A 24927-nucleotide genomic window follows, 5' to 3' on the forward strand; every position below is an offset into this window, starting at 1 on the left:
TCTTAATGGGGAGATTCCGAAACCTCGACTCCAATTACGGGGATCCGCTCTTTTTGCGACAAATAAAGTCCCTGTAGCGCTGCTAGAGTATGACACGTTTTGCAAAGGGTTCTCTGTACAATCAGTTTAACCTTCCTCCCAAACTAATACAGAGGAGTGATTGTATGAGAATTAGTCTTAAAGAGTTATCACGATTCGGTCTGCTCGTAGGTACGATCTTCGTGCTCTTCCTGATCCTCGTTCTCCTTCGGTCTCCCTCCGCCTCGGCGGCAGCTTCCGCTCCCGCCTCCGAATCCAAGACTCCTTCCGCCTACACTCCTTATGTCACGACGGCCAGTTATCTGAACGTGAGAGCCGCCCCCTCGAACAAATCCAAGATCATTGATGTGGTTAAAAAAGGAACCGTATTATCGATAGCAGGCAAGCTGAAGAACGGATGGCTCCAGTTGGAAGGCAAAGGTTACGTACATGGAGGCTACGCGACCCCTCAGAACGGCAAGCAAAAGGCGCAAATCTTGAGTTACTCCAAAGCAACCGCGAAGAGCGAAGCTGCCGTCACAGCCGCGGGAGTCGGAGACGCTCAGGGGGATTCCGGTCTCACGGTCGAAGACCTCAAAGACATATTCAAGGGGACCGGATTCGAAAATCAGGGGTTGGAGGAAGCCATTCTTCAGGTGGAAGAAGACTACGGAATCAACGCTTACTTCACGATAGCCGTCATGAGACTTGAAAGCGGCAACGGCAAAAGCAAGCTCGCCAAGACGCGAAACAATCTGTTCGGCTTGAATTCGAGCAAAGGATACGTCAAGTTCGCCACCAAAGAAGCCAGCGTCCGACGCTTCGGCGAGCTGATCTCCAAAAATTACATAGGCAAGGGTCTAACGACCATCGATAAGATCGGCAAAAAATATTGTCCGCCGAATTCCAAATGGGCCAGCAAAGTAAAAGGGATCATGAAGACCGATTATCGTTCCACCGCATAACCGGCTTGTCCTGAGGGGCTGGTCGCGAAGAAGCCCGCGTTCGGGATGAACACGGGCTTACGAGCTTATGAGAGAAGCGCGGGAATTCTTTATCCTCGTTCTTCGTTGTCCAAATGAGCCGTGCAATTATAGAGAGGACAGCTCCACGTTCCATGCTCGTAGATGAGTTCCGTTACGGAGGTATTGCCCAGCAACGGCTCGGTATCGAGCCCATTCACCAAATGCTTGATCGTGTGGCGCAGGACGGCGCCGTGGCTGACGACGAGAAGGGTCTCGCCCGGATGCCGTTCGGCGATCTCTCTCAGGCAAGAAGCTCCGCGTTTAGCCCCCTCCTCGGGGGACTCGACTCCAAGGTCCAGCTCCTTCCAGTTGTCTCCCCAGGCGGCAATCCGTTCCTCCAGGGTCGTCCCTTCGATCCGTCCTCCGTGAAGCTCCCGAAGCCGGTTGTCATATCGGATCTCGGCGATCCCGGCGGCTTGCGCGATGATCTCCGCCGTTTGCTTCGCGCGCAGCAAATCGCTGGAGTACACGCGATCCCATCGAACGGAGCCCAGTCTGCGAGCCGCCCGTGCCGCTTGCCGGAAGCCTAGCTCGTTTAAGCCGTTGTTCGTATGCCCTTGCGCCCGCTTCTCGTCATTCCACAGCGTTCTTCCATGACGGATAAGAGTCAGCTTAGTCGCACCGCTCATAGAGAACCGATCACCTCCGTTAGCCTTCCGCAATCGAAGCGCGAATCCGCCGATTCATCTGAATCGGGAGTCGGTCGGAAGGGAAGTAGGCCAACTCGATCGCTTCCTCCCCATCCGGCGCCATCTCGCCGTCCGGTACCTCTTCCGCGGAGAAAAGAATCGTGACCCCGTAGAACTCGTCGCCGTTCGGAAGCCGGATATGCTGATCCGCTCCGGAGATGACCGAGTAGAGTTTAAGCTCTCCAAGCCGAAGACCCGTCTCTTCCCTGACTTCCCTGCGGCCCGTCTCTTCGGCGGATTCTCCAAGCTCCATGAGACCGCCCGGCAACCCCCAGGAACCATCCTCTTTCTGGCGCAGGAGAAGCTCCCCCCGCTCATTGCGAATGAGAACCGCGACTCCGACCAAAATAACGGGACGATGGCCGATTTCTTTTCTCAATTCCTCCACATAACCCACGAGGAACCTCCTTAAGCCGGCTTAGCGCGATCCTGAGATGATTTGCAAACAGCGCCCGGTAATTTGCTCCTCACTGAGAGTATGTAGCTCGCGGCCCGGAATGACCGTCTCTCCCACTAATTTCTCGTCGTCGTTGCGGCCGATCAGCGCCTTCACCAGCTTCATCGACCACTTTCGTTTCTGGTAAATGCGCAGAGACAGCAGTTCCTTGCGACCGTCCCAAATCAAGCGCGCGACTCCGTCATCGCTTTCGTATACCGCATAGAAATGGCCCATAAATTGAACCTGATGCTGACGTTTGACTTGCTTGTAGCCGCGTCTGCCCAGCTCCTCCTCGACATTCCTCTCTAGCGTTAACAGCAGATCTTCGGATATCGTTGCCATAGATTGATTCTATCTCCTTTGCCTCGGCTGATCCATTTGCTCGCTCCAGCTCCTCTTTACGCAGAACCGTTATGGAAGGTTTCTCAATCCTATAGAGAATAGACCATTAGATCTTCGTCATACGTAACGTCGCCTAGCTTCAACGCGTTTCTCTCGATTCCGAACGACTCGAAGCCCATGGATCGATAAAGCTTCTGCGCTGGCGCATTGCCGATGACGACATAAAGAATAAGCTTCTCGAGACCGTCCATCTGCCTCGCCCTATCCTGAACAGCCGCGATCAGCCGCCTTCCGATGCCTCGGCCTTGATGCTCCGAACTAACGTACATTCCCCAGATCATCGCCTTGTGCCTAAGCTTCCGCCTCTTTTCTCTCGACAGGCCCACCATCCCGACCAGCTCGTTTCGTTCGAACGCTCCAAGGGCAAAGCCGTCTTCCGATGAGGGAAAACGCGCCCGTACCGCATCCATGGAAAGCTCCTTCTCTTCCTCGTAACTAGCTCCGAAGGACTCGGGATGCTCCCGAATGGCTCGTAGGCGAAGCGCCCAATATGCATCGACGTCCTCGAGAGTCAATTGTCTGATTACAATGCCGAATTCGTTCATGCTTCCGTTACTCCCTCTCTGACGTGAAGGTCAACCTCAAGAATCTGCCGGGTTCGCTTGCCTAGGATCAATTCAAGCAATCGCCTGTCTTCGTACTGTTTTCCGGCATCCGGACATCTTGCGCCCCCCTCTAATCCGCCAATTCCAACCCGCAGCTTGGGCAATGCTTGGAGTGGTTGGGAACGGCACTTCCGCAGACGGGACATGGGTACGTATCTACACCCTCTACGATTGGCTGCACGAGTGGTTCGGTGGAAGGAGCAGGCGCTTGAGCTGGCTGCATCGCTTTTAACAGTTCTTTGATCTCTTCGAGCTCCCAGGCCAGTTTGGAATTGTTGATGGCGTTGCGAATGAGGTTATAGAGAACTACGCAAACAAAAACGCCTACACAGAACAACAAAAGTAGAGATGACATTGCCTTCCTCCCATGCTGAAAGCGGGTCGTATCACCCTTATCTCAACATTATAACATGGGGTGGAATTATTTGGGTCCCTTTACGGTTTCTTAAGTCATCCGACCATAATCGGCGACGACGAGAACATCCATATGCCTTGCGCGCCGAAGAATCGTTCGTACGACATCGCCGCGCAGGAACCGATACCAGAAGCCGCGAGCCGATTGGCCGGCGATAATCTGCGTCCCTCCGTATTCATTCGCTTTCGCGATTAAAGTAGAAGCGATCTTCTTGCTATGTTCGGCCGCCAGAACCTCGAACTTGCCTCCCAATCGCACGGTCAGCTCCTGCAGCTTCTCCAGCCTTCGGCTCGCCTCTTCCGATCTTTGATTCTCCAATTGGACATAAGTGACGTACCAAGCCGCCTTCAAACGGTGAGCGATGCGGAACCCGCGGCGAATCAATCTCTCCGCATTGGAGGTTAAAGTTACGGCTACGCAGATCGTTTCCTGCCGACGCCAAGGACCCCGCAACGCTTCACGCCGCTCCCAGGACTCCAGCCTCTCGTCGACGTCGTCCGCGATTTCTCGAAGTGCGAGCTCGCGCAAGGCGATCAGATTACCCGTCTTGAAGAAGGAATTCAGCGCTTGGTCGACTTTGTCCATCGCGTAGATTTTCCCCTCCGCCATTCGCTGCTGCAGAGAAGCCGGCGCGACGTCGATCAGCTGGACCTCGTCCGCCAGGCGAAGCATTCGATCGGGGACGGTCTCCCGGACGCGGATGCCGGTAATCTGCTCGACCGCGTCGTTCAGGCTCTCCAGATGCTGCACGTTCATCGTGGAGATAACCGAGATGCCCGCGTTCAGCAACTCCAGCACATCCTCATATCTCTTGGCGTTGGTGCTTCCCGGCACATTCGTATGGGCCAACTCATCGACCAGAACGACTTCGGGATTTCTCGCTTTAATTGCGTCCAGATCCATTTCTTCCAACGTGGTTCCGCGATATTGGAGCACGTTCTTCGGGATCGCCTGCAGAGAGCCGATCTGCGCTCCCGTCTCCTGGCGCCCGTGGGTTTCTAATAAACCAATGACGACATCGATTCCCTTCTTCAGCAGGTCGTTGCCTTCTCTCAGCATCGTATAGGTCTTGCCGACGCCGGGAGCCGCTCCGATGTAGACCTTGAACTTACCCCGGCGAATCTTCTCGATCTGCTCCTCTACCTCGATGCGGGTCTTGCGCCGATATCGTTCGGAGTATTTTTCTTTCCGGCTCTTGGTCGGAAGGATCCGCTCTCCTTCCCTCTCGGCCCGATCGGCTACGAAGAAGAGATCGGTATTCCGGATTCGGCGAAGCAGGCCGTTCACGACCGAACCTTTGCGCCATTCCTGCCAAGCGCCCATTTTGGAATGGCCCATCACGATTCTCGTCACGTTGTTCCGCGCGGAGTACCGGACCAACTCGGAGGCCAATGCTCTTCGATTCGCGAGCGGAAGCTCCTCGAACTGCCCTTCCACTTTGGCCGCAAGTTGGATGATCGACCGCTTGAAGGCGGCGGCTTCCTCCGTCAGCTTGCGGCCGGGACGGACGAACGATACGATTCTTAAATCTCCGCCTAGGCGCTTTGCTATTTGCTGCCCGCGACGCACGTAGATGGATCCGTTCCAGTGATATTGGACCGAGACGAGGATACGCTCCGCCGCTCCAGACGGACCGAGCAGCCCGTTCTCCTCCCGGTGCCTCTCCAGCGATTCGTTGACGCCTTCGGCAACCGTTCTAAGCGCAATCTCGCGAAGCTTGCCCAGGTTGCCTCTGTCGTAGAGACTGCGATTGGAAGTCTTCATATGGCCGGCCGAGATACGCTCCAACATCGTCTCCGGAGTGACGTCGATGAGCCGCACTTCGTCCGCCAGCTCCAGGGTGTCGGCCGGAACGGTCTCCTCGACGTCGATGCGGGTCAGCTTGCGGGCGATCTCGGTCGCTCCTTCCAGCTCGAAGACGTTAACCGTCGTAATGACGCTAATGCCCTCGTTCAGAAGGAATTGAATGTCTTCCAGCCTGGTCGCGAATCGGGCTCCCTCCCGATTCCGGTGCGCGAGACCGTCGACAAGAACGACCTCCGGGTTGCGCCTCACCAGCTCTTCCAGATTCAAATCCTTTTTCTCCGTATCGCCTACCGTCCAATGGATGCTCGGAATGCGCTCCAGCCCTTCCAGCTGCTCCACCGTCTCCGGCCGCTGCATCGTCGACACCGCGCACAGCACCACGTCGATGCCTTGCTTCTTCAATGCCTGTCCTTCCCGCAGCATATGATAGGTTTTGCCCGAGCCGTTGACGGCGCCGAGGTAGATTTTCAAACGGCCTTTCTGGATTTTATAGATCGAATAGAGCAGCTCCTCCGGCGTTCGGCGGCGAAAGTTATCCATGATCCGTTCCCCCGATCGAATGCGCGAATACCCTGCCCGATTATCCATCGACCGGCAGGGTATTACGCCTTCTCTTTATTGAAGTAAGGTTTGGAGATCGATATTCAGCTTCAGTACGTTTACGCGCGGTTCTCCGAAGATGCCGAGATCGCGTCCCTCGGTATGCTTGTCGACCAGCTGCTCCAGCCGTCCCGCGGGGATTCCCGTCAGCCTGCTGATTCTCGGAATCTGCACTTCGGCCGACTGCGGAGTAATATGGGGATCGAGTCCCGAGCCGGAGTTCGTGATCAGGGCGATCGGCAGCTCGGAGATCGGTACGTCCGGATTCTCTTTCTGCCATGCGGCGATCGAATCCTGCGTTCGCTTCAGCATATCCGGATTGGAAGGCGCATAGTTGTTGGAGCCCGAAGCCTCCGCCTTGTATTCGATGCTGGAGACGCGGCTTTGGAAGTACTTCGGATCGACGAACGATTGTCCGATCAGCTCGGAGCCGACCGTGTTGCCGGAGGCATCCTTGATCAGGCTGCCATTGGCCTGATGCGGCATGAAGAGCTGGGCAAGTCCGGTCATCGCGAGCGGGTAAAGGATGCCGCACAGGATTATGAACACGATGCTTGCGCGTAAGGCGACAAAGATAATCGGTTTACCGGAAGGTTCCGAGCAGTTGGCATTGCTGGCTGTATGATTCATGGTATCTCTCCAATCGGTCTTTCTAGACCAAAAGATGAACGACGAGATCGATCAGCTTGATTCCGATGAACGGAACGATCACGCCGCCGATGCCGTAGACCAGGATATTGCGCCTAAGCAGCTTGGTCGCTTTCATTGGCTTGTAGGCGACGCCCTTCATCGCGAGCGGGATAAGCAGCGGAATGATGATCGCGTTAAAGATCAACGCCGAGAGAATCGCCGACATCGGGGATCCGAGGCTCATCACGTTGAGCACGCTCATCTCCGGAATCGCCAGGATAAACATCGCGGGGATGATGGCAAAATACTTGGCGATATCGTTCGCGATACTGAACGTCGTCAAGGCGCCGCGCGTCATGAGCAGCTGCTTGCCGATGGAGACGACTTCGATGATCTTGGACGGATCGGAGTCGAGGTCCACCATGTTCGCCGCTTCCTTGGCCGCGATCGTCCCGCTGTTCATCGCGAGGCCGACGTCCGCTTGAGCCAACGCGGGAGCGTCGTTCGTGCCGTCGCCGGTCATGGCGACGAGCTTGCCTTCCGCCTGCTCGCGGCGGATGACGGCGATCTTGTCCTCCGGCTTGCTCTCGGCGATGAACTCGTCGACTCCCGCTTCGCGGGCGATCGTCGCCGCGGTCAGCGGGTTATCGCCGGTGCACATGATCGTCTTGATGCCCATCCTGCGAAGCTCGTCGAACCGTTCGCGCATGCCTGGCTTTACCGTGTCCTTCAGATAAATAAGCCCGTAAATCCGGTTGTCTACCGCGACGGCGAGAGGCGTTCCGCCTTCCCGGGCGATCGAATCGCCATGAGAATCCAAATCCTTCGGAACCGCGCCTCCTTGCGCGACCACCCAACGTTTGACCGCATCGACGGCGCCTTTGCGAACCTTACGTCCGTCCTTCAGATCGATGCCGCTCATGCGGGTCTCGGCCTTGAATTCGATGAACTCTCCTCCCGCGGCCAACGATTCGTTCGCGTTCAGCTTCAGCTTCTTCATCAGCTCGAGCACGGAGCGACCTTCCGGAGTTTCGTCTTGGAGCGAGCCGATAGCCGCCCATTCCCCTACCGATTGCACGCTCTCACCGCCAACCGGGATGAACTCGCTCGCCATCCGGTTGCCGAAAGTGATCGTGCCGGTCTTGTCGAGGATCATCGTATTGATGTCCCCGGCCGCTTCGACCGCTTTGCCGGACATCGCCAGCACGTTGAATTGGGTGACCCTGTCCATGCCGGCGATGCCGATGGCGGACAAGAGGCCGCCGATCGTCGTCGGGATAAGGCAGACGAGCAGCGCGATCAAGACGGGCACCTGCAGATCGATATCCAGATAACCGGCTATCGGTCCCAACGTCACGACAACGATTAAGAAAATTAGCGTCAAGCTGACCAGCAGCGTACTCAGCGCCAGCTCGTTAGGCGTTTTCTGCCGTTTGGCGCCTTCGACGAGGGCAATCATCCGGTCAATGAACGATTCGCCCGGGTCGCTCGTAATACGTACGACGATCCGGTCGCTGACAACTCGGGTTCCGCCGGTGACGGAGCCGAAGTCTCCGCCCGCCTCCTTGATTACCGGAGCGGATTCGCCCGTTATGGCGGATTCGTCGACCGAAGCAAGCCCTTCGATGACTTCCCCGTCACCCGGAATCATTTCTCCATGCGAGACGATAACGATATCGCCTTTGCGCAGCTCCGTGGACGGAACGACTTTGATCGTGCTGCCGGTCATTTTGTTCGCGGTAATTTCTTTTTTCGTCCGTTTGAGAGAATCCGCCTGCGCCTTGCCCCTGCCTTCCGCCAACGCTTCCGCGAAATTGGCGAACAGGACGGTGAAGAGCAGTATAAAAAATACCGTCAGATTGAATCCGATGTCGTCCTTGGCGTTAAAATAACCGGGGAATAGAGTCATCAGCAGGACGATCGCCGTGCCTACCTCCACCACGAACATGACCGGGTTCTTCATCATGGCGATCGGATTTAGCTTAATAAAACTGTCTTTAACAGCGCGTCCTACGATCGCGGAATTCAACATCGACTTGCGTTTTGCGTTCATGAATGATTTCACCTCATCCTTAGCCTAGCTTCAAATGCTCGGCGATCGGTCCCAGCACGATGGCGGGCAGGAACGTCAGCGCCCCGATAATGAGCACCGTGCCGATCAGTATGCCGTAGAACAATCCGTTGTCGGTCCGGAACGTGCCGATCGTCTCGGGCACCCATTGCTTGCGGACGAGTGACCCGGCGACCGCCAGCATGGCGATCATGGAGATATAGCGCCCGAGCAGCATGACCAGCCCCGTCGTGAGGTTCCAGAACGGCGTGTTATCGGCCAAGCCTTCGAAGCCGGATCCGTTATTCGCCGCGGAGGACGTATACTCGTAGAGGACCTGCGAGATGCCGTGCGAGCCGGGATTCGTAATGGAGCCTTGGCCGAGATCGGTCAGGAAGGCTATGGCGGTCGGCGCCAGGATAATAAACGGATGCGCAAGAATCGCGATGGCGATCAGCTTCATTTCCCTAGGCTCGATCTTCCTGCCCAAGAACTCCGGCGTCCGTCCGACCATGAGTCCGCACAGGAACACGCCAAGGATCGCGTACATCAGCATATTGACGAGACCGACGCCTTTGCCGCCGAATACGACGTTCAGCATCATTTCGGCCAAGGTCCCGAGTCCGCCGAGCGGAGTAAGCGTATCGTGCATATTGTTGACCGTTCCCGTCGTCGCTGCCGTCGTTACCGCGGAGAACAACGAGGATTGCGGAATGCCGAAGCGAACCTCCTTGCCTTCCATGCTGCCTTGGGAAGCATCGATGCCCAGAACGTTCATTGCCGGGTTGCCGCGAAGTTCCGAGAAATAAATAAGCGATAGAAAGCCCACGAACAGAGTCATCATCGCGCCGAATACGACCCAACCTTGCTTGGTGTTCTTGGCGAAGCGGCCATAAACGTATGGAAGAGAGGCCGGCAGCAGCCACATCGACAGGATCTCGATTACATTCGTCAAAGGGGTCGGATTCTCGAACGGGTGAGCGGAATTCGCGCCGAAGAAGCCGCCTCCGTTAGTACCCAGGTGCTTGATCGATTCCAGCGAAGCGACCGGGCCGATGGCGATGTTCTGCGAAGCTCCTTCAAGTGTCTTTACCGTCAGGACCGGGTCAAGCGTCTGCGGCACTTGCAGCGCGACGAGAACCAGGGTAACGACGACCGCGGCCGGGATAAAAATGCGGGTATGAGACTTCACGAAGTCTTCGAAGAAGTTCCCGATTGTCGCGCCCTTGCCGGTAATTCCGCGAATGAAGGCGATGGCGACCGAGAACCCTGTCGCGGCCGACGTGAACATCATCATCATGATGACGGCCATTTGCGAGAAGTAGGTCAAACCCGTCTCCCCGCTGTAATGCTGCAGGTTCGTATTCGTCATGAAGCTGATGATCGTGTTGAAGCTTAGCGTTTGCTCCATGTTCTCGATCCCGTTCGGATTAAACGGCAAGTATTTCTGCAGCCGCAAGATCAAATACCCGAGGGCCACCAGCACGATGTTCGTTAACAGAAAGCTGACGGCATACCTTTTCCAAGTCATGCCGGGACGATTCTTTAATCCGATCAGCCTGTAAATGAATCGTTCCAACCAGCCGAACCATTTGTCCGTCTTATTCGGATCGTTGGAATATACATGATAGACGTACGTCCCTAACGGTTTTACGAGTAGGACAACGATCGCGATAACGATAAGAATCTGCAAAATACCCATTGAACTTCCCCCTGCGTCTAAGGTTATCAGGTGCCCGTCAGAATTTGTCCGGATTCACCAAGGCATAGATCAAATAAAGAAAGACGAGCAGCGTCAAAATAGAGATGACGATCATCGCTTACCGCCTCCTTCTTCAACGACCCGGCCGCACCAGACGATAAAGCCGTAGAACAAACCGAATACTCCCGCCAGAAGCAGAACCATATAAAGATCTAGCATAAGATAGTAACCCTCCTTTAACCCATTGCGTTCAAATCGTCGGTAACGAGAAAAGAGAGATCGATCGATTGGCTGTGAATGACGTAATCGGCTCCGAGCGCTTTGTAGATATGCCTCGGTTGGGAGCTCTCCGTAATCACGTAGATCGGTTTCGTCGTCCAGTCGCGGCAGATTTGGAGATACCTGCAGCTTAAGTTCAGGCTTCTCTCGAACAAGTACACTTTGCCGACTTCGATGGATGGAACGATCCGCGCCTCTCTCTTGCTTGTGTCTACCCGAATCAGCTTCTCCGCTCCGATCGCGCAAAGCCGTTCGAACTCGGTGCCGTTGTTCACGATGGCCGCGAACGGGATATTGCGGTTTCGGAGAAGCCTCGCGAACTGCTCGCCGGCTAGCGTAGGAGCCGATAGGAGCACGACGTCCCGATGGGCCATACCCTTCTCCTCCTCATTTATGTCCGAAGAAAGCAACAAAAATAAGCCGCTCGAAGAGAACTCTTCTCGCGGCTTCGGGACACGGCGGAATCAACCGGGATGTCGCGAATAGCAAGTTGTCTCTCTCCATACGCTTACGAGGTTAGCTGTCGGATTCGGGCGGTGAGAGTCGCCCTTCCCCCGCGAGGCCGAGACTCGCGCAGGATTCACCCCGTGCGGACCTTCGGCTTGCTCTCACACAAGCTTACGGCCGCTTTTGGTTCCCCCGTTGGCCATCTTGGCCATTCAGCGCTACCGAATGGATCGTCGCTCCATTCATGGACTGTATCGTACTCCTGGAACGATTTTCTGTAAAACGGCACAATAACGCTATTCGATGGATAGTCGGAAGAACCGTCTGCGAAGACATGCAAATAGGGCGCGATCTTCCGAATACTCTCGTATGCTCATGATTTTTCGTCTTTTCAATCATTTTTACACTATTTTTACGACTGGGATCGGTTTCTTTTATCCGTTTTTTACAGTAACCTAAGGAGAGATCGACCTAGGAAAAACAGGCAGGCAGGGATCTCATATGGGCAATCGGAACGTACTATGGATGAAGTGGAAGTCTTACATTGGAATTACGGCCATCGTCATCGCCATGACGATCGTTCTGCATCCTCTCGAGGCCGCTTTCGATATGGTCAACATCGCTCTCGTCTTCTTGCTTCCCGTGCTCCTCAGCGCATCTTTATGGGGATTTCGCCCCGCCTTGTACGCGGCGGTTCTCAGCGTCCTGGCCTTCGATTTCTTCTTTATCCCGCCAAGACTAAGCTTCACAGTAGCGGATCTTCGCTACTTGATCTCTTTCGCGGTATATCTGTCCGTTGCGGCGTTAACCGCCAGTTTATCGTCCAGGCTGAAGCATCAACTGCTCCTGTCCAAGCAGCGAGAAGCGCACACTGCCGTCTTGTATGAGCTTAGCCGGGAGCTCGGCGCGGTCACCGACCTTCAATCGCTGATCGACAGCGTATCGCTTCAGGTCTCTAAGACCATCGGATCGGAGATAGCCGTGTTTTTGCCGGACGAGCAGAACCGCCTGAAGCTGTACCTTCCTTCCAATGCCGCTTCGAATTGGGGACAACGAGAAGAAGGACAAGCCATCGCCAGATTGGTGCTTAATCATAACGAAGCAGCCGGATTCGGCACGGAGACACTTCGAGACGATCCGGGTCAATATGCTCCGCTTCGGGCGGATAATCGAATCTACGGGGTATTGGCCGTGAATCTCGGAGGAAGAACGGCTGAGTTCGGACCGGAGCAGCAAAGGCTGCTGGAGGCGTTAACCGACCTGACGGCGAGCGCGATCGCCCGGATGAAGCTGATGGAGGAAGCTCGGATCGCTCATCTAACCGCCGAATCCGAACGGCTGCGCACCGCGATCCTGGATTCCGTCTCGCATGAGCTCCGAACTCCGCTAGCGGCGATTATCGGTTCGGCGACCAGCCTGATCGAGGGAGATCGGCTGTTCTCCGGAGAGGATCGAATGGAATTGCTGCAGACCATACGCGAAGGTGCTCTTCGAATGAATCGTTTGGTTCAAAACCTGTTGGGCATGGTACAGCTCGAGAGCGGAATGCTGAAGCTGAAGCGGAATTGGTGCGACGTCGAGGATCTGATCGGGGTTGCACTCGCTCAAGTCAAGGAATTCCAACAGCATCGCCAGATTCGGGTAAAGCTGCCGGATGAAGTCCCGCTGCTCGTAGGCGATGAAGTGCTGCTCGAACAGATGTTGGTTAATGTGGTCAGCAACGCCATCAAGTACAGTTCGGACTCCAGTGTGATCGATATCGTCGTACGGACGTCTGGAGATCGGCTGATCCTTACCGTAACTGACCGTGGCGTCGGTTTGGAGGAGAAAGAATACGATCGGATCTTCGATAAATTTTACCGGGCTAAATCCTCGAAGAACGTGACAGGAACGGGGCTCGGCCTCGCCATCTGCCGAGGAATAGCGGAGCTTCACGGAGGATCGATCTCGGCCTCGCCGAACGAACCGCAAGGCACCGTGATCACGATTGCTCTGCCTCTGCCAACGAGGGAAGATTCGAATCCGGACATAATAGAAAGCTAGGGGGGGAGCTCACGATGAGCGATCATGGGGCGAGAATCCTCGTCATCGACGACGAGCCTCAAATACGCAAGCTGCTTAAAGTAACGTTGCAGGCTCATAAATACTCCATTTACGAAGCGTCTACCGGCGAAGAAGGCGTGCTTCAGGCTTCGTTGCAGATGCCCGACTTGATCGTGCTCGATCTCGGGCTGCCGGATCTCTCCGGCATGGAGGTTCTCTCCCGCATTCGGGAGTGGTCGCACGTTCCCATTCTTGTTCTAACGGCCAAGGACCGGGAGGAAGACAAAATCGCCGCGCTGGACGGAGGGGCGGACGATTACGTGACCAAGCCGTTCGGAATGGGCGAGCTGGTCGCCCGGATTCGAGTAGCTCTTCGTCATGCCGCCAAATCGGCGAACGAGCCGCAGCTTCAATTCGGCGAACTGACAATCGATCTTGCGCAGCGGATCGTGGAATTAAGGGGCGAACGCGTGAAGCTGACGCCTACCGAGTACGATCTGCTCCGAATTCTCGCCTCCAACGCCGGAAAAGTCGTAACGCAGCGCCAGCTGCTTCAGCAAGTATGGGGCAGCCAGCATACGGAATCCGATAGCCATTACTTGCGTGTCTATATTGGACACCTTCGCAAGAAGCTGGAGGAGGATTCGACGCAGCCGAAGTTTATCGTGACGGAACCCGGGATCGGCTATCGGTTTCTCTCTCGGGACTAGCGCGAATTTGAAGAAATCCGCAGAATATCGTAGAATTCATATAGCATTCTTAAGCCAGTTCCCTTATAAACCGTATTCCTATTAGCCGATGGCCGATTCCCCATCCGAATTGGCTTTAATTGCCTTTTACAATCCTTATGGATTCGCGTATCATACGCATCAACAACTACATATTTCCTTCCAAACGCTGAGTTCCCGATTTAAGATAAAGAAGCCCGGGAGTAGAGTGTCTCTGCTCTGGGCTTCTTCTTTGCGCCTGGGAAAGTAGCTAGCAATCTTTACTTGGAGTGTGACCGACATGCCGATCCTTTCGGAACCGTTGCCTAAATTAAATGAAAAGCCGCTGCCGGAGCCTCGAATCGGTTCCATGGAGATTTTCCAATACGAGCGTCAATTTATCGAAGACCATCTTCCGGGTGTCGATCCCGATTGGATCTGCGGGTTATTCAAGGTCTCCTGCGGCGGCAGCAACGGCTGGGAAGAGTTTCGGCTCCCTCCTTCGGCATCGCGCTTCGACTTGATCCGTTATGCTTCCGTCTTCCGGCAGTTGAAGGGCCTTCCCGTACAAGAAGCTATCGATTACGTTACCTCTCGCGGCGAATGCTGGGGGACGGTTAGGCAGCGGCTGGCGGAGTCCGCCCTTCTTAATTTATCGCGTCATCTTCCGAATGACAGCGGCTTGAGGCTCGATGGACGGAGTCGATTATCTTCTACGGAGAGAGATTGGCTATTCGACTGCTCGCAAGCCTATTATTCGTTCTAAGTCAGAAGAGGTTTTTCTTCCTTCTCCTCCAATACCAAACATACACCGCTCCAACGAGCAGTAGAATCGCACCTAGACCATAATAAAGGGATAGATAGCCGTCTTTCGTCTTCGCGCCTATCCCTTCGTTCGCCTCGACGGTCGTTCCCATTCCGAGCTGTTTAATATCCTCGTCTGCTTGATCGATGAGGACATTGCCGCTGCAAAGGTTCGTTTGAAGGGTTCCGTCCTTATCCTGATAGGAATAAACGAGATAAGATTGCCCGACTTGGAACCGATATCCGCAGGATTCTTCCCCGCCGTCATAAGCATATATGGAAAATGGGCTCTTCTCGACTCCCTTCCAGGCCTCCTTGACCTCGAACGTGTATTTTCTCAGCTTGCCGAATTGCGACCCCTTCGTTCCGCCTTTGTCCACGACTTCGCCCACGAATACCGCTGCGTAGTTTTCCAATTTCTCTTTAGGCCCGCTGGCAGCGCAGCTGCACGCCGACGCCTCTCTCTCCGGGAACGCCATTAATCCTGTCAGCATAAGAACGGCCAATAGCACGACCGACACTACCCGCTTCATCTTCACTCCCCCTTGGAATCTCGGTTATTTAAGTAACGACGACAATTCCTGGGAAAAGGTTGCTGTAGGGAGCGAAGTATCCATTGGTTAGAACGGTCTGCCGAATTGCTGCTCGAAGAACGTTCGTATGCGTTTATCCAGGTCGGGATTGGACTCGTAATAAATGCCGTTGATTTGAGTCGGGATGAAGCCTAGCTTCCGTTCATCGCCTTCGTACAAGGTAATCCCGAACACATATCCGACGCGTTCCTCCTGATTGGGATCCGGGGACAGCGGAATATCTTTGATTTGTTGAAGCCATGCTTGAATGACCGTTCGATCCTCGACGACTTTACGTTCCCCGGATGAGCCATCCAGCAATTCGACTTTATCCGCCTTCCGAATATCGCCGGGATAAGCTTCCGCTAAAGTGATCGACTCCAAGGATTTCGATTCGGATGTCTCCTTATTGCCCTGGCATCCTATTGCGAAGAAGAGAAGAATGATTATCGTCGCTAACGCTATTTTCCTCAAACTTATCCCCCTTTGCGGCTCAATTCCTCCATAAACAGCGAATTAATCTCTCTAATCGAATGAACAATAGCGTCGGCCAGCGATAAATCCTGATTCCCGGAGTTCGGATTCGCGAAGCCGATACAGGACATGCCGGCCGACTTGGCCGCTCGAACCCCATTCCGGGAATCCTCGAGAACGATGCATTCCTTCGGCTCCACGCCAAGCTGCCTTGCAGCCTCGAGATAAACATCCGGCTCCGGTTTACCCCGCTCCACTTCTTCTCCGCTTACGATACAATCGAACAGCTCCTGCAGCTTAAACCGATGGAGCACCGCTTCTATAAACCGGATCGGGGACGATGAAGCCAATCCGATTCTTATCTGCTTGCCCTTCAGCTCCGCAAGGAGCTCCGGAATTCCTTCAATGGGGCTCATGGTCGCAGATTGAACATACTCGATCTTGGTTCCGAGTTGGTACTCAATAATCTCGGTTGAGTCGGGTGCAAGCTTATACTGTTCCTTCAGGATCGCCCACATCTCCGGATTCGTCATTCCGACGAACCTCTCCAGCTCATGGGGAGCGATAGCGACTCCATAATGCTCCATCGTTGCCGTATCCAGCCGGAAATGAATCGGCTCGCTATCGATAATAACTCCATCCATGTCGAAGATAAACGCGCGCATGCGCCACACCCCCTTAAATAATTGTTTCACACGATCTTCACGGTTCCAAGGAAGAGCCTTCCGATTCTAGCGATTCCACCGGCTATCGTTCTTCCTAAATAAAACAATGACGTAAGCAAAGACCGCAATGATAAGGGCCACGTTAACTCCATTTGAGTCGATCGCCGCAGAATGATTGATCCTTGCTAAGCTAAACAGTATGGCAAAGACAACGATCGAGATCAAGAATTCGTTCACCTTATCGTCGTCGCTGTTAAGGATGGCGATTAACGAGAACAAGCCGCCCAGTGCAAGCACGAAATAGACCAAAAAGGACAATGCTTCTCCTCCTTCTTACCAAGTAATATAGCCTGATTTGCGGAGAATCGTCCTGGCCATGACGTTCATCTCGGGTATCGGCTCTTTTAAGCTGAAGTACCTCAATTCCGTTCCTTCGTCGTCATTGATCTGGAGGTTTCCTTTTACCTTATGCGCTTCATATACGACAATCGCGTTATACACTTCGTCTCCGTGAGGATACTGTTAGTACATATCGCTTCCGGATAGCGTCGTGACAAATTTCATCTCTCCCGCATGAAGACCGGCTTCTTCGTGCAATTCCCGATGAGCCGCCTCTTCGAACGATTCGGCCAGCTCCAGGGCTCCGCCGATCGTCCCCCAATCCCCGGAATCGGTTCGTTTCTGCAGCAGGATCTCCTTGTCCTCGTTAAGAACGATTACCGTAACTCCGGTCAGGATGATCGGCCTCGTTCCGACCATTTTCCTCAAGTCTGCTATGTATCCCATGACGTGTCTCCTTATTCAAGTCGTAAAGTCGTGCCATTATTCGATCGGAAGCAAAACCTCAACCTCTTCTTCCAAGGTCAGCCCCGTTTCCGGAATCGGAAAATCGTATCTCTCGATAAATAAGGAGGAAGGCCATATTTGCTTCTGTCCGTTGCTTTGGATCCATCTGACCAAATCATCGTAGATCGCTCCCATGTTCTTGATCTGTCCCCTCGCACCGGCATATCGTCCGTCGATGCGAAGATATTCAGCACCATCCGGCAGCTCCGCTGGTTTATCTGTACAAACAATCCCCACGTAGAAAAATCCTTCCACATGCTCCGGGCCAAGTTGAGGCTCGTACAAGGCGAGCGTGGTGTCCGTCCCAAAGCAGATTTGCTCAAGCTTGGCTTTAAGATCATGAAACGCCCGGGCAACAAGCTTGTCATATTCGTCAAATCTACCATAGTGTTTAAATCCTACAAACTGAAAGCTGCAAGTCGTAATGCGGGCTTCCATATAGCGTCTCCTTTCCCCTTTGCCCCATTATCATTAAAAAGGACCTGCCGCTGCAGATCCCGCTAAGATAGTCGTTACTTGTATTCAATTAATCCAATCCCGTTCCCGACGGGATCGACCAGATAAGCCAAGTAGAACTCGTCGAACTCCATCTTGTCTCGAACGATCTGAGCTCCTGCTTCCACCGACTTGCGAATGGAATCCTCAATGTCATCGACCGCGATTTGAATCCTTGTTCCATGGGGGAAATCCTGAGGGCCCTTCGATATCCCGCCATGGATGCCGGGTTTATCATCGTCTCCGGTCGTTACCGGATAGTACCCCCAATTAGACTCTCCGACCTTCCATCCGAAAACATTCGAATAAAACTCCGCCGCGCGCTCCGGATCCTGGCTGCTCAGATCAAACAATACGACTCTTCCCATTGGAATTCCTCCATAATTGGAATGATTGCCCATAACGATCATACCGAATGTTTGTTCGTATGTACAGGGAGTTTGAGTCATCCCTTATTCGACTCCATTTCCTTGAGCCGTTTCTCAACCCGAACAAACAATAGAATAAAAGTCAGAGCCATCAATCCCATTAACAGAAACGTAATAACCACACTCTTAAACAATAAACTAAGGATACATCCTGCGATCAAAAAGAGGATCCCGTACTGTTGCATCTTTACCGCGCTGTATCGGTTGCCTTCGTTCCAAAGCTCCATATTTTTCATGGACCTTTGGGTACGATACCCGTAGATCGCATTCCTTTCCTTAGGGGGATACTTCTTGAGAATGGCACCGCCAACAAACATAATAAGCGCTATAATAAAAGTCAAAATTAGGTTCGCGATTTGGCTTTGTTCCATGTCTATCTCCTTTGATTCATTCTCCTTGCCAATCCACTTCGTTCATGGACGGGTTCAAGTCTTCACCTTCTATCACGATGGCCGCCATTCCCAGGTGAATAGGCGCTTGATGCGCTCCTACGGTGCCACCCGGTTCAACGTAAATGCATCCCACGTGAATCGGTTTGTCGTGCTTCACGATTTTCGAGAAAATCGCATTTTGACTATTATAAGCCGTAATTTCTTTACCCGTCCCTTTGTCGAAGCTATAGATTCTCATAAGTTTAATCCGCCTTAGTCTCTTTTATCCATAACGATATCACTTCTAGCAGCTTCTCTTTCTTCGCTTCGACATCGTCCGCGGAAGCTAGCTTTACGATAGCTCGATCGTCCGTTACCCACTCAAGCAGATGAGTCGGATCTTCGAATAGCTTCCCGCTGTCTTGTCTTGAAACCGATTTAGAACCGCAGTGGAAAATAAGACGGAACCCTTCCTTGCCGTGCAAATTAAAGGTAATCCGATCTTCGCCATTCACGCAAAAGCTAGGAGCATTCCACTTGATATGTTCCGTAAGTTGATCGTCTGCGCTAAGGATGATCTGTCGAACGACTTCAATCTCCCGCTTATAAGGATGGTCAAGGTCGGCGAGAAAGCGAATGACCTGATCCGGGCCGGAGAGCTTCTTGGATTTTTGCTCAGGCATGACCTATCCTCCTTCAGCTCATATCCCATTGAGTTCTATTCCGATCGGCGTGGGGTAGCCGTCCATGCTTCGGGCATTTTTATTTTTGCGATACTCTTTAAGTCCGTCTTCCCCTTTCTTATTCGCCCACTCGATAAGCAAACTCCGCTCACCTTCGTAGGCATAATAAGGAACGCTGAACCCGCAGGATGTCTTCACGATATCAATATTCGATACGATGATTTGTCTCGCCCCAGGCAATAACTCAAAGTGACCCGCTAATTCGTCCCATTCCTCGCTACCCGGCAGAACAACCTGCCCATCGCCAAAAAGCCGCAGAATAAGAGGTTTGCCCTGAAACGAAATAAACATGAAGGTGATTCTATTCGTATCCAAAAGATGGGCGCTTGTTTCATTGCCGCTGCCCGTTAAATCGAGATAAGCCACTTTATTGGGGGTCAGAATCCGAAACACGTCATGCCCCTTAGGGGAGAGATTGACATGACCCTCCCTTCCTGCCGTTCCAACGAAAAACAGATGCTGCTCCTTGATAAACTCCGCATGGTCGGGCAGAATCTCGCGATATTCTTTTCCCATGAACCGATCAACTCCTATCGAGTATGTCTAAGATTTCTTGATTAATAAGCTCCGCTTGCTCGTGATTAATCGCATGCCCGGCGTTTTTAATGATTTTGTAATTCAACTTGTTATCCTCAAGCCGCTTTATTGCTTTGGGATAGTTGGTTAATCGGTCCTGCTCCCCAATCAGAAAAACGACCTTGTCCCTCAACTCGGACACTTCGGAGTCGCTGTTGATCTCTATTTTATGCCGCATCATCGATTTATTGTTGAAGTACTTCAATAAGTAGTACCAGTGCTTCATCAAGACCTCATTCTCTTCAAATACGGAGTAATTAGGTCCGCTTAATTTTCTTAGCAGTTTTCTGCAGTTTTTCTCGGATGGTATCAATGCCTCAGGCAGAAAAGCCGACATCATCTTGGTCATGACTTCAAATTGACTGGATGGGATTCGCCCTGCTAGACCTATTGCCCTGCTTACCTTCTCGGGCCTCATTAACGAATAGTGATAAGCTAAGTACGCCCCGTAGGACACTCCGCAGATATTGGTCTTATGTATTTCTAGAGCGTTTAAAATCTCGTCAATCCAAGTCGCTTGATTGAAGCTTCTGTAATAATCGGCGTTAGGCTCGCTTTTGCCCGACCCTCCGATGGCATCGACGGCAATGGTGTAAAAATGCTTGGACAGCTCCTCAATATTATAGATCCACATCATGGCTGAATTATCGGCGGTTCCATGAAACAGTAATAGTGGAGGATTCTGACGGTCTCCGGCGGTAATAATATGCGTTACTCCATAGCTCGTCTCGATATCCTTCTCCTGCCATTCCGTTCCCCATGAGTTCAACAACGCGTCGTACGAATCCATAATTAATTGCCTTCCGGTTGGGCTTTTGTATCTGTTCATCATTTCTCCTTTCTTAGCTCAAATAGGCTATTTTACGACAAAGTCCTTATATGGAATTGTATCCCATACCGGAAACGTTTTCACTAGACCTGCGACCGATCCGCCTTTCATAAATAGGTTCTAATCTTATATAAAAGCCACGTCTTTATGATGGATTCTCTGGCCTTGTGAGTCGCGACCTTATCCAAGAATTCAAAGTCATCTATATACACATCCAATCTTAGAACGGGTTTTATTTGTTGCGTACATACCCACTCATCAAAGTAAACCCTGCCTATATTCGTTTGTTCAAATAATTCCGAAGATAAAAAATAAACGGTTCCCGAAGTCCATGGAGCTTTGTCCCACGTCTCTTGCGTTAATGAGAAGTAATAAAATCTATTATTATTCCGCGCTTTAAAGCAGCCGTTTCTAAAATTAGGAACAACTTTACTTCTATCTAAGACAGCGTAGAAAATAGACCAAATGCCGTCCTTCGAAGCAAAAACGGCATCGACATATTTACCGTTGTATAACGTTTGCCTTCTGGTCTCAAACAAATGGATCTCTTTGTTATTGGATCCATGTACGACATAGTTCTTCTCTTTAATAATAAAATCGATAAATCTGTATTTAGGAAACTTTGAATCGAACGTGATTACTCCATTATTCTGTAAGGCTTTATTATAAATTCGTGTAAAATCATTGATTTCATTAAGGGAAAAATCCGATTCAATCCTTTGATAGAACAACCGTTTCAATATGATAGTTTTTAAAAATCCCAACTTTTCGTTCACTAACCTCCAATACAAATAGCCCACGCTTCCTTTTATGATTTTGAATATGCTACAAAAAATAACAGGAGTGTTTGTGATGACTTGGTTTCCGGAGTTTCCTCCGTTTCCAATCCCCCCAATACCGCCTATTCCACCAGTACCTCCAGTTCCGCCAGCTCCCCCTGTTCCTCCTAGTGGCAGCCGATACAATTCTCTAGATATCTCGATTTTCTATCCTCATGTATGTTTCACATATCGTATCCGTGTTCACGAGGTCCCACCATTGTTTTTTTCTTGTTCTTTACTTAATTGGTCTCGTTTTAATGCTTGTTCAATCGGATCATTCATATTCGGAAGTTTGCTATTAATTTGCAATAGTATCAATATGATTATCACTAATAGAATCGCTATAACAACTTCCATTGTAATAGCTCCCATCTATAGAGATTGTTTACGAATCGACTTTAAACATCCACCTTGTAATTCAATGTTAATTCATCTCCAGGCAAGCCTCTGATTCCCCAATTATTTTTGGGTGTTTCAAATATGGTTACTTCAATATCATTAGGTTCAAATCCAATATCCCTCAATCTCTCAAAAATCAAATTAACCAGTTGTTTCTTAACTTCATCAGATCGTCCTACAAACATACTTATTTCAATTATTGTATACTTTTCTGATCGATCTATTGGATATATAAAATCTTCGTTATTCATTAAAATAAAGCGCTGAAACTTCTTGTCCTCAGGCAATTTTAACGACTCCATTAGGCAAGAATGCAGAGTATCTGAGAACTGTTTCTGAACCGGTTTTAGTGATTCATAGAGACCGTAAATTTTCACTTGAGCCACGTAATCCCTTCCTCCTTTAACTCTTTTCATCCAATTTTCTAGAAATCTCTTTTAGAACTGACAAAACATTATTAAGAGCAATCAATATAAAGCCAAGAAGCACATATGTAACAATCTCTTGAGTAAAAAACGAAATCACGCCTAGTATTCCAGCATACAAACAGTATAGAAATATTCTCATTGTTACCTCCTGTTTTTTCCTAGCAGTTTATTGGCATGAAACTAATTCTTTTCCCCGTCAATTGCTTCAACCCAGTCCTAGGGCCTCGCTCCATCTTCAAAAGCCCTTACTATTTTCTTCGGGGCAACACTACTCCATGCTTTTATTATTAATCCTTTTAACTCTTTCGGTGATACTGTATTTAGATAAATATGCATGTAATTCAGATTGGCAAAAGTGTCTGGAACTCTATAAGTATCTGGAGCCATTGTGGTAAATATTGTTCGATCTTCCCCAATAGTCTTAACTGTTAAGGTGTAACCATCAGGCTGTAATGTAGCAAAGATCTTATTGTTTATTCGATAGGACGGTTTGCCAAAATGATCAATTTCTTTTGTTTCCGGTAATGCCATTATAAATTGACGGATTTCATCGAATTGAAACAATTGACACACCTCACTTAGTATTGAAAAACTGCCTACAATCTTTTCATTAAGCTTTGCGACATACAAGTTAGTCGGTGCGGATATATCCGCCGAATCTATAATGTATACTCATTTTGCTATTCTTAGAATAGTTCGAAACTAATTTCACTGGATTACCTCCAAAAAACACATTTAGTATTGTTCCCTGAAACACATTCAAGATTTTTCGCTAATTGGCACTCTAATTATCAGGTTTGTTTTCTCTGGCCAGCCTATACTTACATGACTCATATGAATCTCCTTGTATTGGTGATAATCCCCTCTGAATCCTTGGTCTTCTATATAGTGTTTAATTCTTTCTATCGTTCTCCCGACTTCATTGTAATGACCAGTATGTAATGTTTGTGCGCACATTCCAGGTTTACTTTCTTCCAATGATAACGGGTAGTTGTCGCTTCCGAGACGATCAGTCATGGCTGCTTTCAATTCAGTATGAGTAACATACTGTGGGACCCACATACTGATCTTCACTTGTCTGCCGTTGTCAATCTGATTTCCCCATTCTAACTCAAACGGACTCATAATAAAGTTTTTGTATTGTTCCCTTACTGTATATGACCTAATTCTATTGTTACAAACAAATATCATATTACATTCTCTAATTCCCCTTACGCCGCTATTGAAATCAACGTTTGCTATACCAGATGCAACAATGAATTTCATAGAAGGGATATCTAATATTTTTACTTGAGTGGCTCCTTTAGAAACACTATATAACTCCTTATGCTGTTTCCTAACATCATCTTTTATTGGTTTTGGTACTACGGATTTCATCGAAAATCCTCCTCCAACACACTTATTGGAATTGTATCCCATTTCTCGCGTTTTTTCACTAATTCGTTAAAACAAAAATGCCTTGGTCTATTTACTTAGACCAAGAGCAGTATTTCAGTCTTCATTATATTTAAGGCTCGTAATATTATTTTCTAATATTGTATGCGCCGTAACGATTGATATCCTCAATTGCTTTATTCCCGTATAACTCGATAACTGCAGCCTCGTTTAAGACATTTGACTCTTTTGTTTGACCATCGAACTGAACGATCTTTCCATCTTTCACAACATACAAAGTTTCCACATGAATCGCTCCTTCCATTAATGTTATTTAACTAGTAATGCTATCCTATCTATTCGTTAATTTAATGATCTTTCCTTCCTGCTCTATTGCTATACAAGTGTTAAAATTATTATAAAGGAGCGGCACTATGATGCTGATAGCTGTTACCAATGTTCTTGTTGCAGTTGGAGAATTCAGTTGACATTCCTTCCCTGCCAATCGCTTTTCGAGGACCAAGGAGCCTTTAGGCTCCGATGCGTGAATATAATGCTATGTGATGTACATGCCTTCTTGGATTCACTGACAAAACTTATTAATGTTTCTATTCCTATTTCTTGTTCCGAGATAATTTTAAATTTCTTCAATTCGATATTTAGTTTCTCAATCCCTTGTTTATCTAAACCCTGAGTATTTAAAGAAAATGAGCCCGAAATTACTTCTGAAGAACTTCCATTGATGGTTTTGTTAATTTCATTTATTAGTTCACTGTTTTCTAATCTTTTACGAAGATCGTCTGATAATATGGGTTCAACAGTCATTATGAATATTGCCTTCTTTGTTTTATTCCAAAGATTAAAGTTATAGGAAACTAGGGTTTTATTTAAATCCCCACCAAAGCCAACAGAAATTGAATTAATAACCAAACTGTCATCAACCACATCTTTAGACTGATTTATATTGCTGCATCCAATTAAAATTGAAAAAAGAATAGACAAAAGCAGGATCTGCATAAATCTACTCATTAAATCACTCCTTATAACGCGTTGCATATATTTACTTAACGTTTCTGTATTCACGGCGTCCCACCGACTTAAGGACACGCGAAGGTCCGACAACGCTTGGAGCAGTTAGTCGGTGCGAGTTAGTCGGTGCGAATTTGTCCGCTGATTCTGCTTACCTGCCGATCTTTTCCCGCGATCGAGGAGCCGCCAGGCTCCGATACGTGAATATAATGTTAT

General features: G+C 50.3%; 31 protein-coding genes, 1 pseudogene and 1 riboswitch. Of the genes and pseudogenes, 4 read left to right on the top strand and 28 right to left on the bottom strand.

Going from position 1 to position 24927, the window contains the following annotated elements; all coding sequences use genetic code 11:
* Window positions 1–164 precede the first annotated feature (164 nt).
* Window positions 165–983 carry a glucosaminidase domain-containing protein gene (locus H7B67_RS14185; protein ID WP_185120509.1) on the top strand — a complete coding sequence of 273 codons (819 nt, stop codon included), beginning with the start codon at window positions 165–167 and terminating at the stop codon, window positions 981–983.
* Window positions 984–1072: 89 nt separating this feature from the next.
* On the opposite strand, the gene H7B67_RS14190 is transcribed toward H7B67_RS14185, so the two are convergent.
* The 10 genes from H7B67_RS14190 to H7B67_RS14235 all read right to left on the bottom strand — a co-directional run bounded on the left by H7B67_RS14190 (window position 1073) and on the right by H7B67_RS14235 (window position 11034).
* Complete coding sequence (locus H7B67_RS14190; protein WP_185120510.1) at window positions 1073–1672, bottom strand: histidine phosphatase family protein; 600 nt, start codon at window positions 1670–1672, stop codon at window positions 1073–1075.
* 19 nt (window positions 1673–1691) lie between these two features.
* Window positions 1692–2129, bottom strand: coding sequence for an NUDIX domain-containing protein (locus H7B67_RS14195; RefSeq protein ID WP_185120511.1), 438 nt, complete (start codon window positions 2127–2129; stop codon window positions 1692–1694).
* A gap of 21 nt (window positions 2130–2150) precedes the next feature.
* Window positions 2151–2513 carry a hypothetical protein gene (locus tag H7B67_RS14200; RefSeq protein ID WP_185120512.1) on the bottom strand — a complete coding sequence of 121 codons (363 nt, stop codon included), beginning with the start codon at window positions 2511–2513 and terminating at the stop codon, window positions 2151–2153.
* Window positions 2514–2602: 89 nt separating this feature from the next.
* Window positions 2603–3118 carry a GNAT family N-acetyltransferase gene (locus H7B67_RS14205; RefSeq protein WP_221468770.1) on the bottom strand — a complete coding sequence of 172 codons (516 nt, stop codon included), beginning with the start codon at window positions 3116–3118 and terminating at the stop codon, window positions 2603–2605.
* 505 nt (window positions 3119–3623) lie between these two features.
* Entirely contained in the window at window positions 3624–5939 is a 2316-nt protein-coding gene (locus tag H7B67_RS14210; protein WP_185120513.1) for a universal stress protein, read from the bottom strand.
* A gap of 75 nt (window positions 5940–6014) precedes the next feature.
* Complete coding sequence (kdpC, locus tag H7B67_RS14215; RefSeq protein ID WP_185120514.1) at window positions 6015–6629, bottom strand: potassium-transporting ATPase subunit KdpC; 615 nt, start codon at window positions 6627–6629, stop codon at window positions 6015–6017.
* A gap of 22 nt (window positions 6630–6651) precedes the next feature.
* Entirely contained in the window at window positions 6652–8682 is a 2031-nt protein-coding gene (gene kdpB / locus H7B67_RS14220) for a potassium-transporting ATPase subunit KdpB (protein WP_185120515.1), read from the bottom strand.
* A 19-nt stretch (window positions 8683–8701) separates the two neighbouring features.
* Window positions 8702–10381, bottom strand: a complete 1680-nt coding sequence (gene kdpA / locus H7B67_RS14225; RefSeq protein WP_185120516.1) for a potassium-transporting ATPase subunit KdpA — start codon at window positions 10379–10381, stop codon at window positions 8702–8704.
* 37 nt (window positions 10382–10418) lie between these two features.
* On the bottom strand, window positions 10419–10496 hold the full coding sequence (locus H7B67_RS31465) for a potassium-transporting ATPase subunit F (RefSeq protein WP_185120850.1): 78 nt from the start codon (window positions 10494–10496) through the stop codon (window positions 10419–10421).
* A 121-nt stretch (window positions 10497–10617) separates the two neighbouring features.
* Window positions 10618–11034, bottom strand: a complete 417-nt coding sequence (locus H7B67_RS14235) for a hypothetical protein (protein ID WP_185120517.1) — start codon at window positions 11032–11034, stop codon at window positions 10618–10620.
* A gap of 115 nt (window positions 11035–11149) precedes the next feature.
* Window positions 11150–11335: riboswitch (cyclic di-AMP (ydaO/yuaA leader) on the bottom strand.
* 273 nt (window positions 11336–11608) lie between these two features.
* On the opposite strand from H7B67_RS14235, the gene H7B67_RS14240 reads away from it, so the two are divergent.
* The 3 genes from H7B67_RS14240 (at window position 11609) to H7B67_RS14250 (ending at window position 14623) form a co-directional block, all read left to right on the top strand.
* The gene (locus H7B67_RS14240) at window positions 11609–13150 is read left to right on the top strand and encodes an ATP-binding protein (protein WP_185120518.1); all 1542 of its coding nucleotides are present in this window, start codon (window positions 11609–11611) and stop codon (window positions 13148–13150) included.
* A 14-nt stretch (window positions 13151–13164) separates the two neighbouring features.
* Window positions 13165–13860 carry a response regulator gene (locus H7B67_RS14245; RefSeq protein ID WP_185120519.1) on the top strand — a complete coding sequence of 232 codons (696 nt, stop codon included), beginning with the start codon at window positions 13165–13167 and terminating at the stop codon, window positions 13858–13860.
* 298 nt (window positions 13861–14158) lie between these two features.
* On the top strand, window positions 14159–14623 hold the full coding sequence (locus H7B67_RS14250; RefSeq protein WP_185120520.1) for a hypothetical protein: 465 nt from the start codon (window positions 14159–14161) through the stop codon (window positions 14621–14623).
* Between the two features lies 1 nt (window position 14624).
* Here the strand turns inward: H7B67_RS14250 and H7B67_RS14255 are convergent, their stop codons facing one another.
* From H7B67_RS14255 to H7B67_RS14340, 18 genes and pseudogenes are all read right to left on the bottom strand, one after another.
* Window positions 14625–15194: a hypothetical protein gene (locus tag H7B67_RS14255; RefSeq protein ID WP_185120521.1), complete on the bottom strand. Its 570-nt coding sequence runs from the start codon at window positions 15192–15194 to the stop codon at window positions 14625–14627.
* An 87-nt stretch (window positions 15195–15281) separates the two neighbouring features.
* Window positions 15282–15707, bottom strand: a complete 426-nt coding sequence (locus H7B67_RS14260) for a hypothetical protein (RefSeq protein ID WP_185120522.1) — start codon at window positions 15705–15707, stop codon at window positions 15282–15284.
* A gap of 2 nt (window positions 15708–15709) precedes the next feature.
* The gene (locus tag H7B67_RS14265) at window positions 15710–16372 is read right to left on the bottom strand and encodes an HAD family hydrolase (RefSeq protein WP_185120523.1); all 663 of its coding nucleotides are present in this window, start codon (window positions 16370–16372) and stop codon (window positions 15710–15712) included.
* A 66-nt stretch (window positions 16373–16438) separates the two neighbouring features.
* Window positions 16439–16690, bottom strand: coding sequence for a hypothetical protein (locus H7B67_RS14270; RefSeq protein ID WP_185120524.1), 252 nt, complete (start codon window positions 16688–16690; stop codon window positions 16439–16441).
* 15 nt (window positions 16691–16705) lie between these two features.
* Window positions 16706–17158, bottom strand: a pseudogene (locus H7B67_RS14275) (NUDIX hydrolase).
* Window positions 17159–17194: 36 nt separating this feature from the next.
* On the bottom strand, window positions 17195–17656 hold the full coding sequence (locus tag H7B67_RS14280; RefSeq protein WP_185120525.1) for a GyrI-like domain-containing protein: 462 nt from the start codon (window positions 17654–17656) through the stop codon (window positions 17195–17197).
* Window positions 17657–17730: 74 nt separating this feature from the next.
* Window positions 17731–18081, bottom strand: a complete 351-nt coding sequence (locus tag H7B67_RS14285; RefSeq protein ID WP_185120526.1) for a VOC family protein — start codon at window positions 18079–18081, stop codon at window positions 17731–17733.
* 77 nt (window positions 18082–18158) lie between these two features.
* Window positions 18159–18458, bottom strand: a complete 300-nt coding sequence (locus tag H7B67_RS14290) for an SdpI family protein (protein WP_425353901.1) — start codon at window positions 18456–18458, stop codon at window positions 18159–18161.
* Between the two features lie 70 nt (window positions 18459–18528).
* Window positions 18529–18771, bottom strand: coding sequence for a hypothetical protein (locus tag H7B67_RS14295; protein ID WP_185120528.1), 243 nt, complete (start codon window positions 18769–18771; stop codon window positions 18529–18531).
* Window positions 18772–18775: 4 nt separating this feature from the next.
* Window positions 18776–19195 carry a DUF1801 domain-containing protein gene (locus H7B67_RS14300; protein WP_185120529.1) on the bottom strand — a complete coding sequence of 140 codons (420 nt, stop codon included), beginning with the start codon at window positions 19193–19195 and terminating at the stop codon, window positions 18776–18778.
* Window positions 19196–19213: 18 nt separating this feature from the next.
* Complete coding sequence (locus H7B67_RS14305; protein WP_185120530.1) at window positions 19214–19771, bottom strand: pyridoxamine 5'-phosphate oxidase family protein; 558 nt, start codon at window positions 19769–19771, stop codon at window positions 19214–19216.
* Between the two features lie 7 nt (window positions 19772–19778).
* Entirely contained in the window at window positions 19779–20621 is an 843-nt protein-coding gene (locus H7B67_RS14310; protein ID WP_245363616.1) for an alpha/beta fold hydrolase, read from the bottom strand.
* 146 nt (window positions 20622–20767) lie between these two features.
* Window positions 20768–21625 carry a hypothetical protein gene (locus tag H7B67_RS14315; protein ID WP_185120532.1) on the bottom strand — a complete coding sequence of 286 codons (858 nt, stop codon included), beginning with the start codon at window positions 21623–21625 and terminating at the stop codon, window positions 20768–20770.
* A 254-nt stretch (window positions 21626–21879) separates the two neighbouring features.
* A complete protein-coding gene (locus H7B67_RS14320; protein ID WP_185120533.1) occupies window positions 21880–22266 on the bottom strand; it encodes a tautomerase family protein in 387 nt (128 codons plus the stop codon).
* 258 nt (window positions 22267–22524) lie between these two features.
* Window positions 22525–22872, bottom strand: a complete 348-nt coding sequence (locus H7B67_RS14325) for an MmcQ/YjbR family DNA-binding protein (RefSeq protein WP_185120534.1) — start codon at window positions 22870–22872, stop codon at window positions 22525–22527.
* 195 nt (window positions 22873–23067) lie between these two features.
* The gene (locus H7B67_RS14330) at window positions 23068–23685 is read right to left on the bottom strand and encodes a hypothetical protein (protein ID WP_185120535.1); all 618 of its coding nucleotides are present in this window, start codon (window positions 23683–23685) and stop codon (window positions 23068–23070) included.
* 145 nt (window positions 23686–23830) lie between these two features.
* Complete coding sequence (locus H7B67_RS14335) at window positions 23831–23989, bottom strand: hypothetical protein (protein ID WP_185120536.1); 159 nt, start codon at window positions 23987–23989, stop codon at window positions 23831–23833.
* Window positions 23990–24162: 173 nt separating this feature from the next.
* Window positions 24163–24711 carry a hypothetical protein gene (locus tag H7B67_RS14340; protein WP_185120537.1) on the bottom strand — a complete coding sequence of 183 codons (549 nt, stop codon included), beginning with the start codon at window positions 24709–24711 and terminating at the stop codon, window positions 24163–24165.
* Window positions 24712–24927: the final 216 nt, after the last annotated feature.

This window comes from Cohnella thailandensis, from assembly GCF_014212135.1.
In the GTDB taxonomy this organism is placed as follows: domain Bacteria; phylum Bacillota; class Bacilli; order Paenibacillales; family Paenibacillaceae; genus Cohnella; species Cohnella thailandensis.

What these genes read in the sequence shown, in the direction of transcription:
- H7B67_RS14205 (WP_221468770.1), bottom strand. Translation starts at nt 3,118, where the DNA reads ATGAACGAATTCGGCATTGTAATCAGACAATTGACTCTCGAGGACGTC.
- H7B67_RS14340 (WP_185120537.1), bottom strand. Translation starts at nt 24,711, where the DNA reads ATGAGTAGATTTATGCAGATCCTGCTTTTGTCTATTCTTTTTTCAATT.
- H7B67_RS14305 (WP_185120530.1), bottom strand. Translation starts at nt 19,771, where the DNA reads ATGGGAAAAGAATATCGCGAGATTCTGCCCGACCATGCGGAGTTTATC.
- kdpC (WP_185120514.1), bottom strand. Translation starts at nt 6,629, where the DNA reads ATGAATCATACAGCCAGCAATGCCAACTGCTCGGAACCTTCCGGTAAA.
- H7B67_RS14310 (WP_245363616.1), bottom strand. Translation starts at nt 20,621, where the DNA reads ATGGATTCGTACGACGCGTTGTTGAACTCATGGGGAACGGAATGGCAG.
- kdpA (WP_185120516.1), bottom strand. Translation starts at nt 10,381, where the DNA reads ATGGGTATTTTGCAGATTCTTATCGTTATCGCGATCGTTGTCCTACTC.
- H7B67_RS14280 (WP_185120525.1), bottom strand. Translation starts at nt 17,656, where the DNA reads ATGGAAGCCCGCATTACGACTTGCAGCTTTCAGTTTGTAGGATTTAAA.
- H7B67_RS14285 (WP_185120526.1), bottom strand. Translation starts at nt 18,081, where the DNA reads ATGGGAAGAGTCGTATTGTTTGATCTGAGCAGCCAGGATCCGGAGCGC.
- H7B67_RS14330 (WP_185120535.1), bottom strand. Translation starts at nt 23,685, where the DNA reads ATGAAATCCGTAGTACCAAAACCAATAAAAGATGATGTTAGGAAACAG.
- H7B67_RS14190 (WP_185120510.1), bottom strand. Translation starts at nt 1,672, where the DNA reads ATGAGCGGTGCGACTAAGCTGACTCTTATCCGTCATGGAAGAACGCTG.
- H7B67_RS14250 (WP_185120520.1), top strand. Translation starts at nt 14,159, where the DNA reads ATGCCGATCCTTTCGGAACCGTTGCCTAAATTAAATGAAAAGCCGCTG.
- H7B67_RS14295 (WP_185120528.1), bottom strand. Translation starts at nt 18,771, where the DNA reads ATGAGAATCTATAGCTTCGACAAAGGGACGGGTAAAGAAATTACGGCT.
- H7B67_RS14265 (WP_185120523.1), bottom strand. Translation starts at nt 16,372, where the DNA reads ATGCGCGCGTTTATCTTCGACATGGATGGAGTTATTATCGATAGCGAG.
- H7B67_RS14210 (WP_185120513.1), bottom strand. Translation starts at nt 5,939, where the DNA reads ATGGATAACTTTCGCCGCCGAACGCCGGAGGAGCTGCTCTATTCGATC.
- H7B67_RS14185 (WP_185120509.1), top strand. Translation starts at nt 165, where the DNA reads ATGAGAATTAGTCTTAAAGAGTTATCACGATTCGGTCTGCTCGTAGGT.
- H7B67_RS14200 (WP_185120512.1), bottom strand. Translation starts at nt 2,513, where the DNA reads ATGGCAACGATATCCGAAGATCTGCTGTTAACGCTAGAGAGGAATGTC.
- H7B67_RS14300 (WP_185120529.1), bottom strand. Translation starts at nt 19,195, where the DNA reads ATGCCTGAGCAAAAATCCAAGAAGCTCTCCGGCCCGGATCAGGTCATT.
- H7B67_RS14240 (WP_185120518.1), top strand. Translation starts at nt 11,609, where the DNA reads ATGGGCAATCGGAACGTACTATGGATGAAGTGGAAGTCTTACATTGGA.
- H7B67_RS14235 (WP_185120517.1), bottom strand. Translation starts at nt 11,034, where the DNA reads ATGGCCCATCGGGACGTCGTGCTCCTATCGGCTCCTACGCTAGCCGGC.
- H7B67_RS14290 (WP_425353901.1), bottom strand. Translation starts at nt 18,458, where the DNA reads ATGTTTGTTGGCGGTGCCATTCTCAAGAAGTATCCCCCTAAGGAAAGG.
- H7B67_RS14245 (WP_185120519.1), top strand. Translation starts at nt 13,165, where the DNA reads ATGAGCGATCATGGGGCGAGAATCCTCGTCATCGACGACGAGCCTCAA.
- H7B67_RS31465 (WP_185120850.1), bottom strand. Translation starts at nt 10,496, where the DNA reads ATGATCGTCATCTCTATTTTGACGCTGCTCGTCTTTCTTTATTTGATC.
- H7B67_RS14255 (WP_185120521.1), bottom strand. Translation starts at nt 15,194, where the DNA reads ATGAAGCGGGTAGTGTCGGTCGTGCTATTGGCCGTTCTTATGCTGACA.
- kdpB (WP_185120515.1), bottom strand. Translation starts at nt 8,682, where the DNA reads ATGAACGCAAAACGCAAGTCGATGTTGAATTCCGCGATCGTAGGACGC.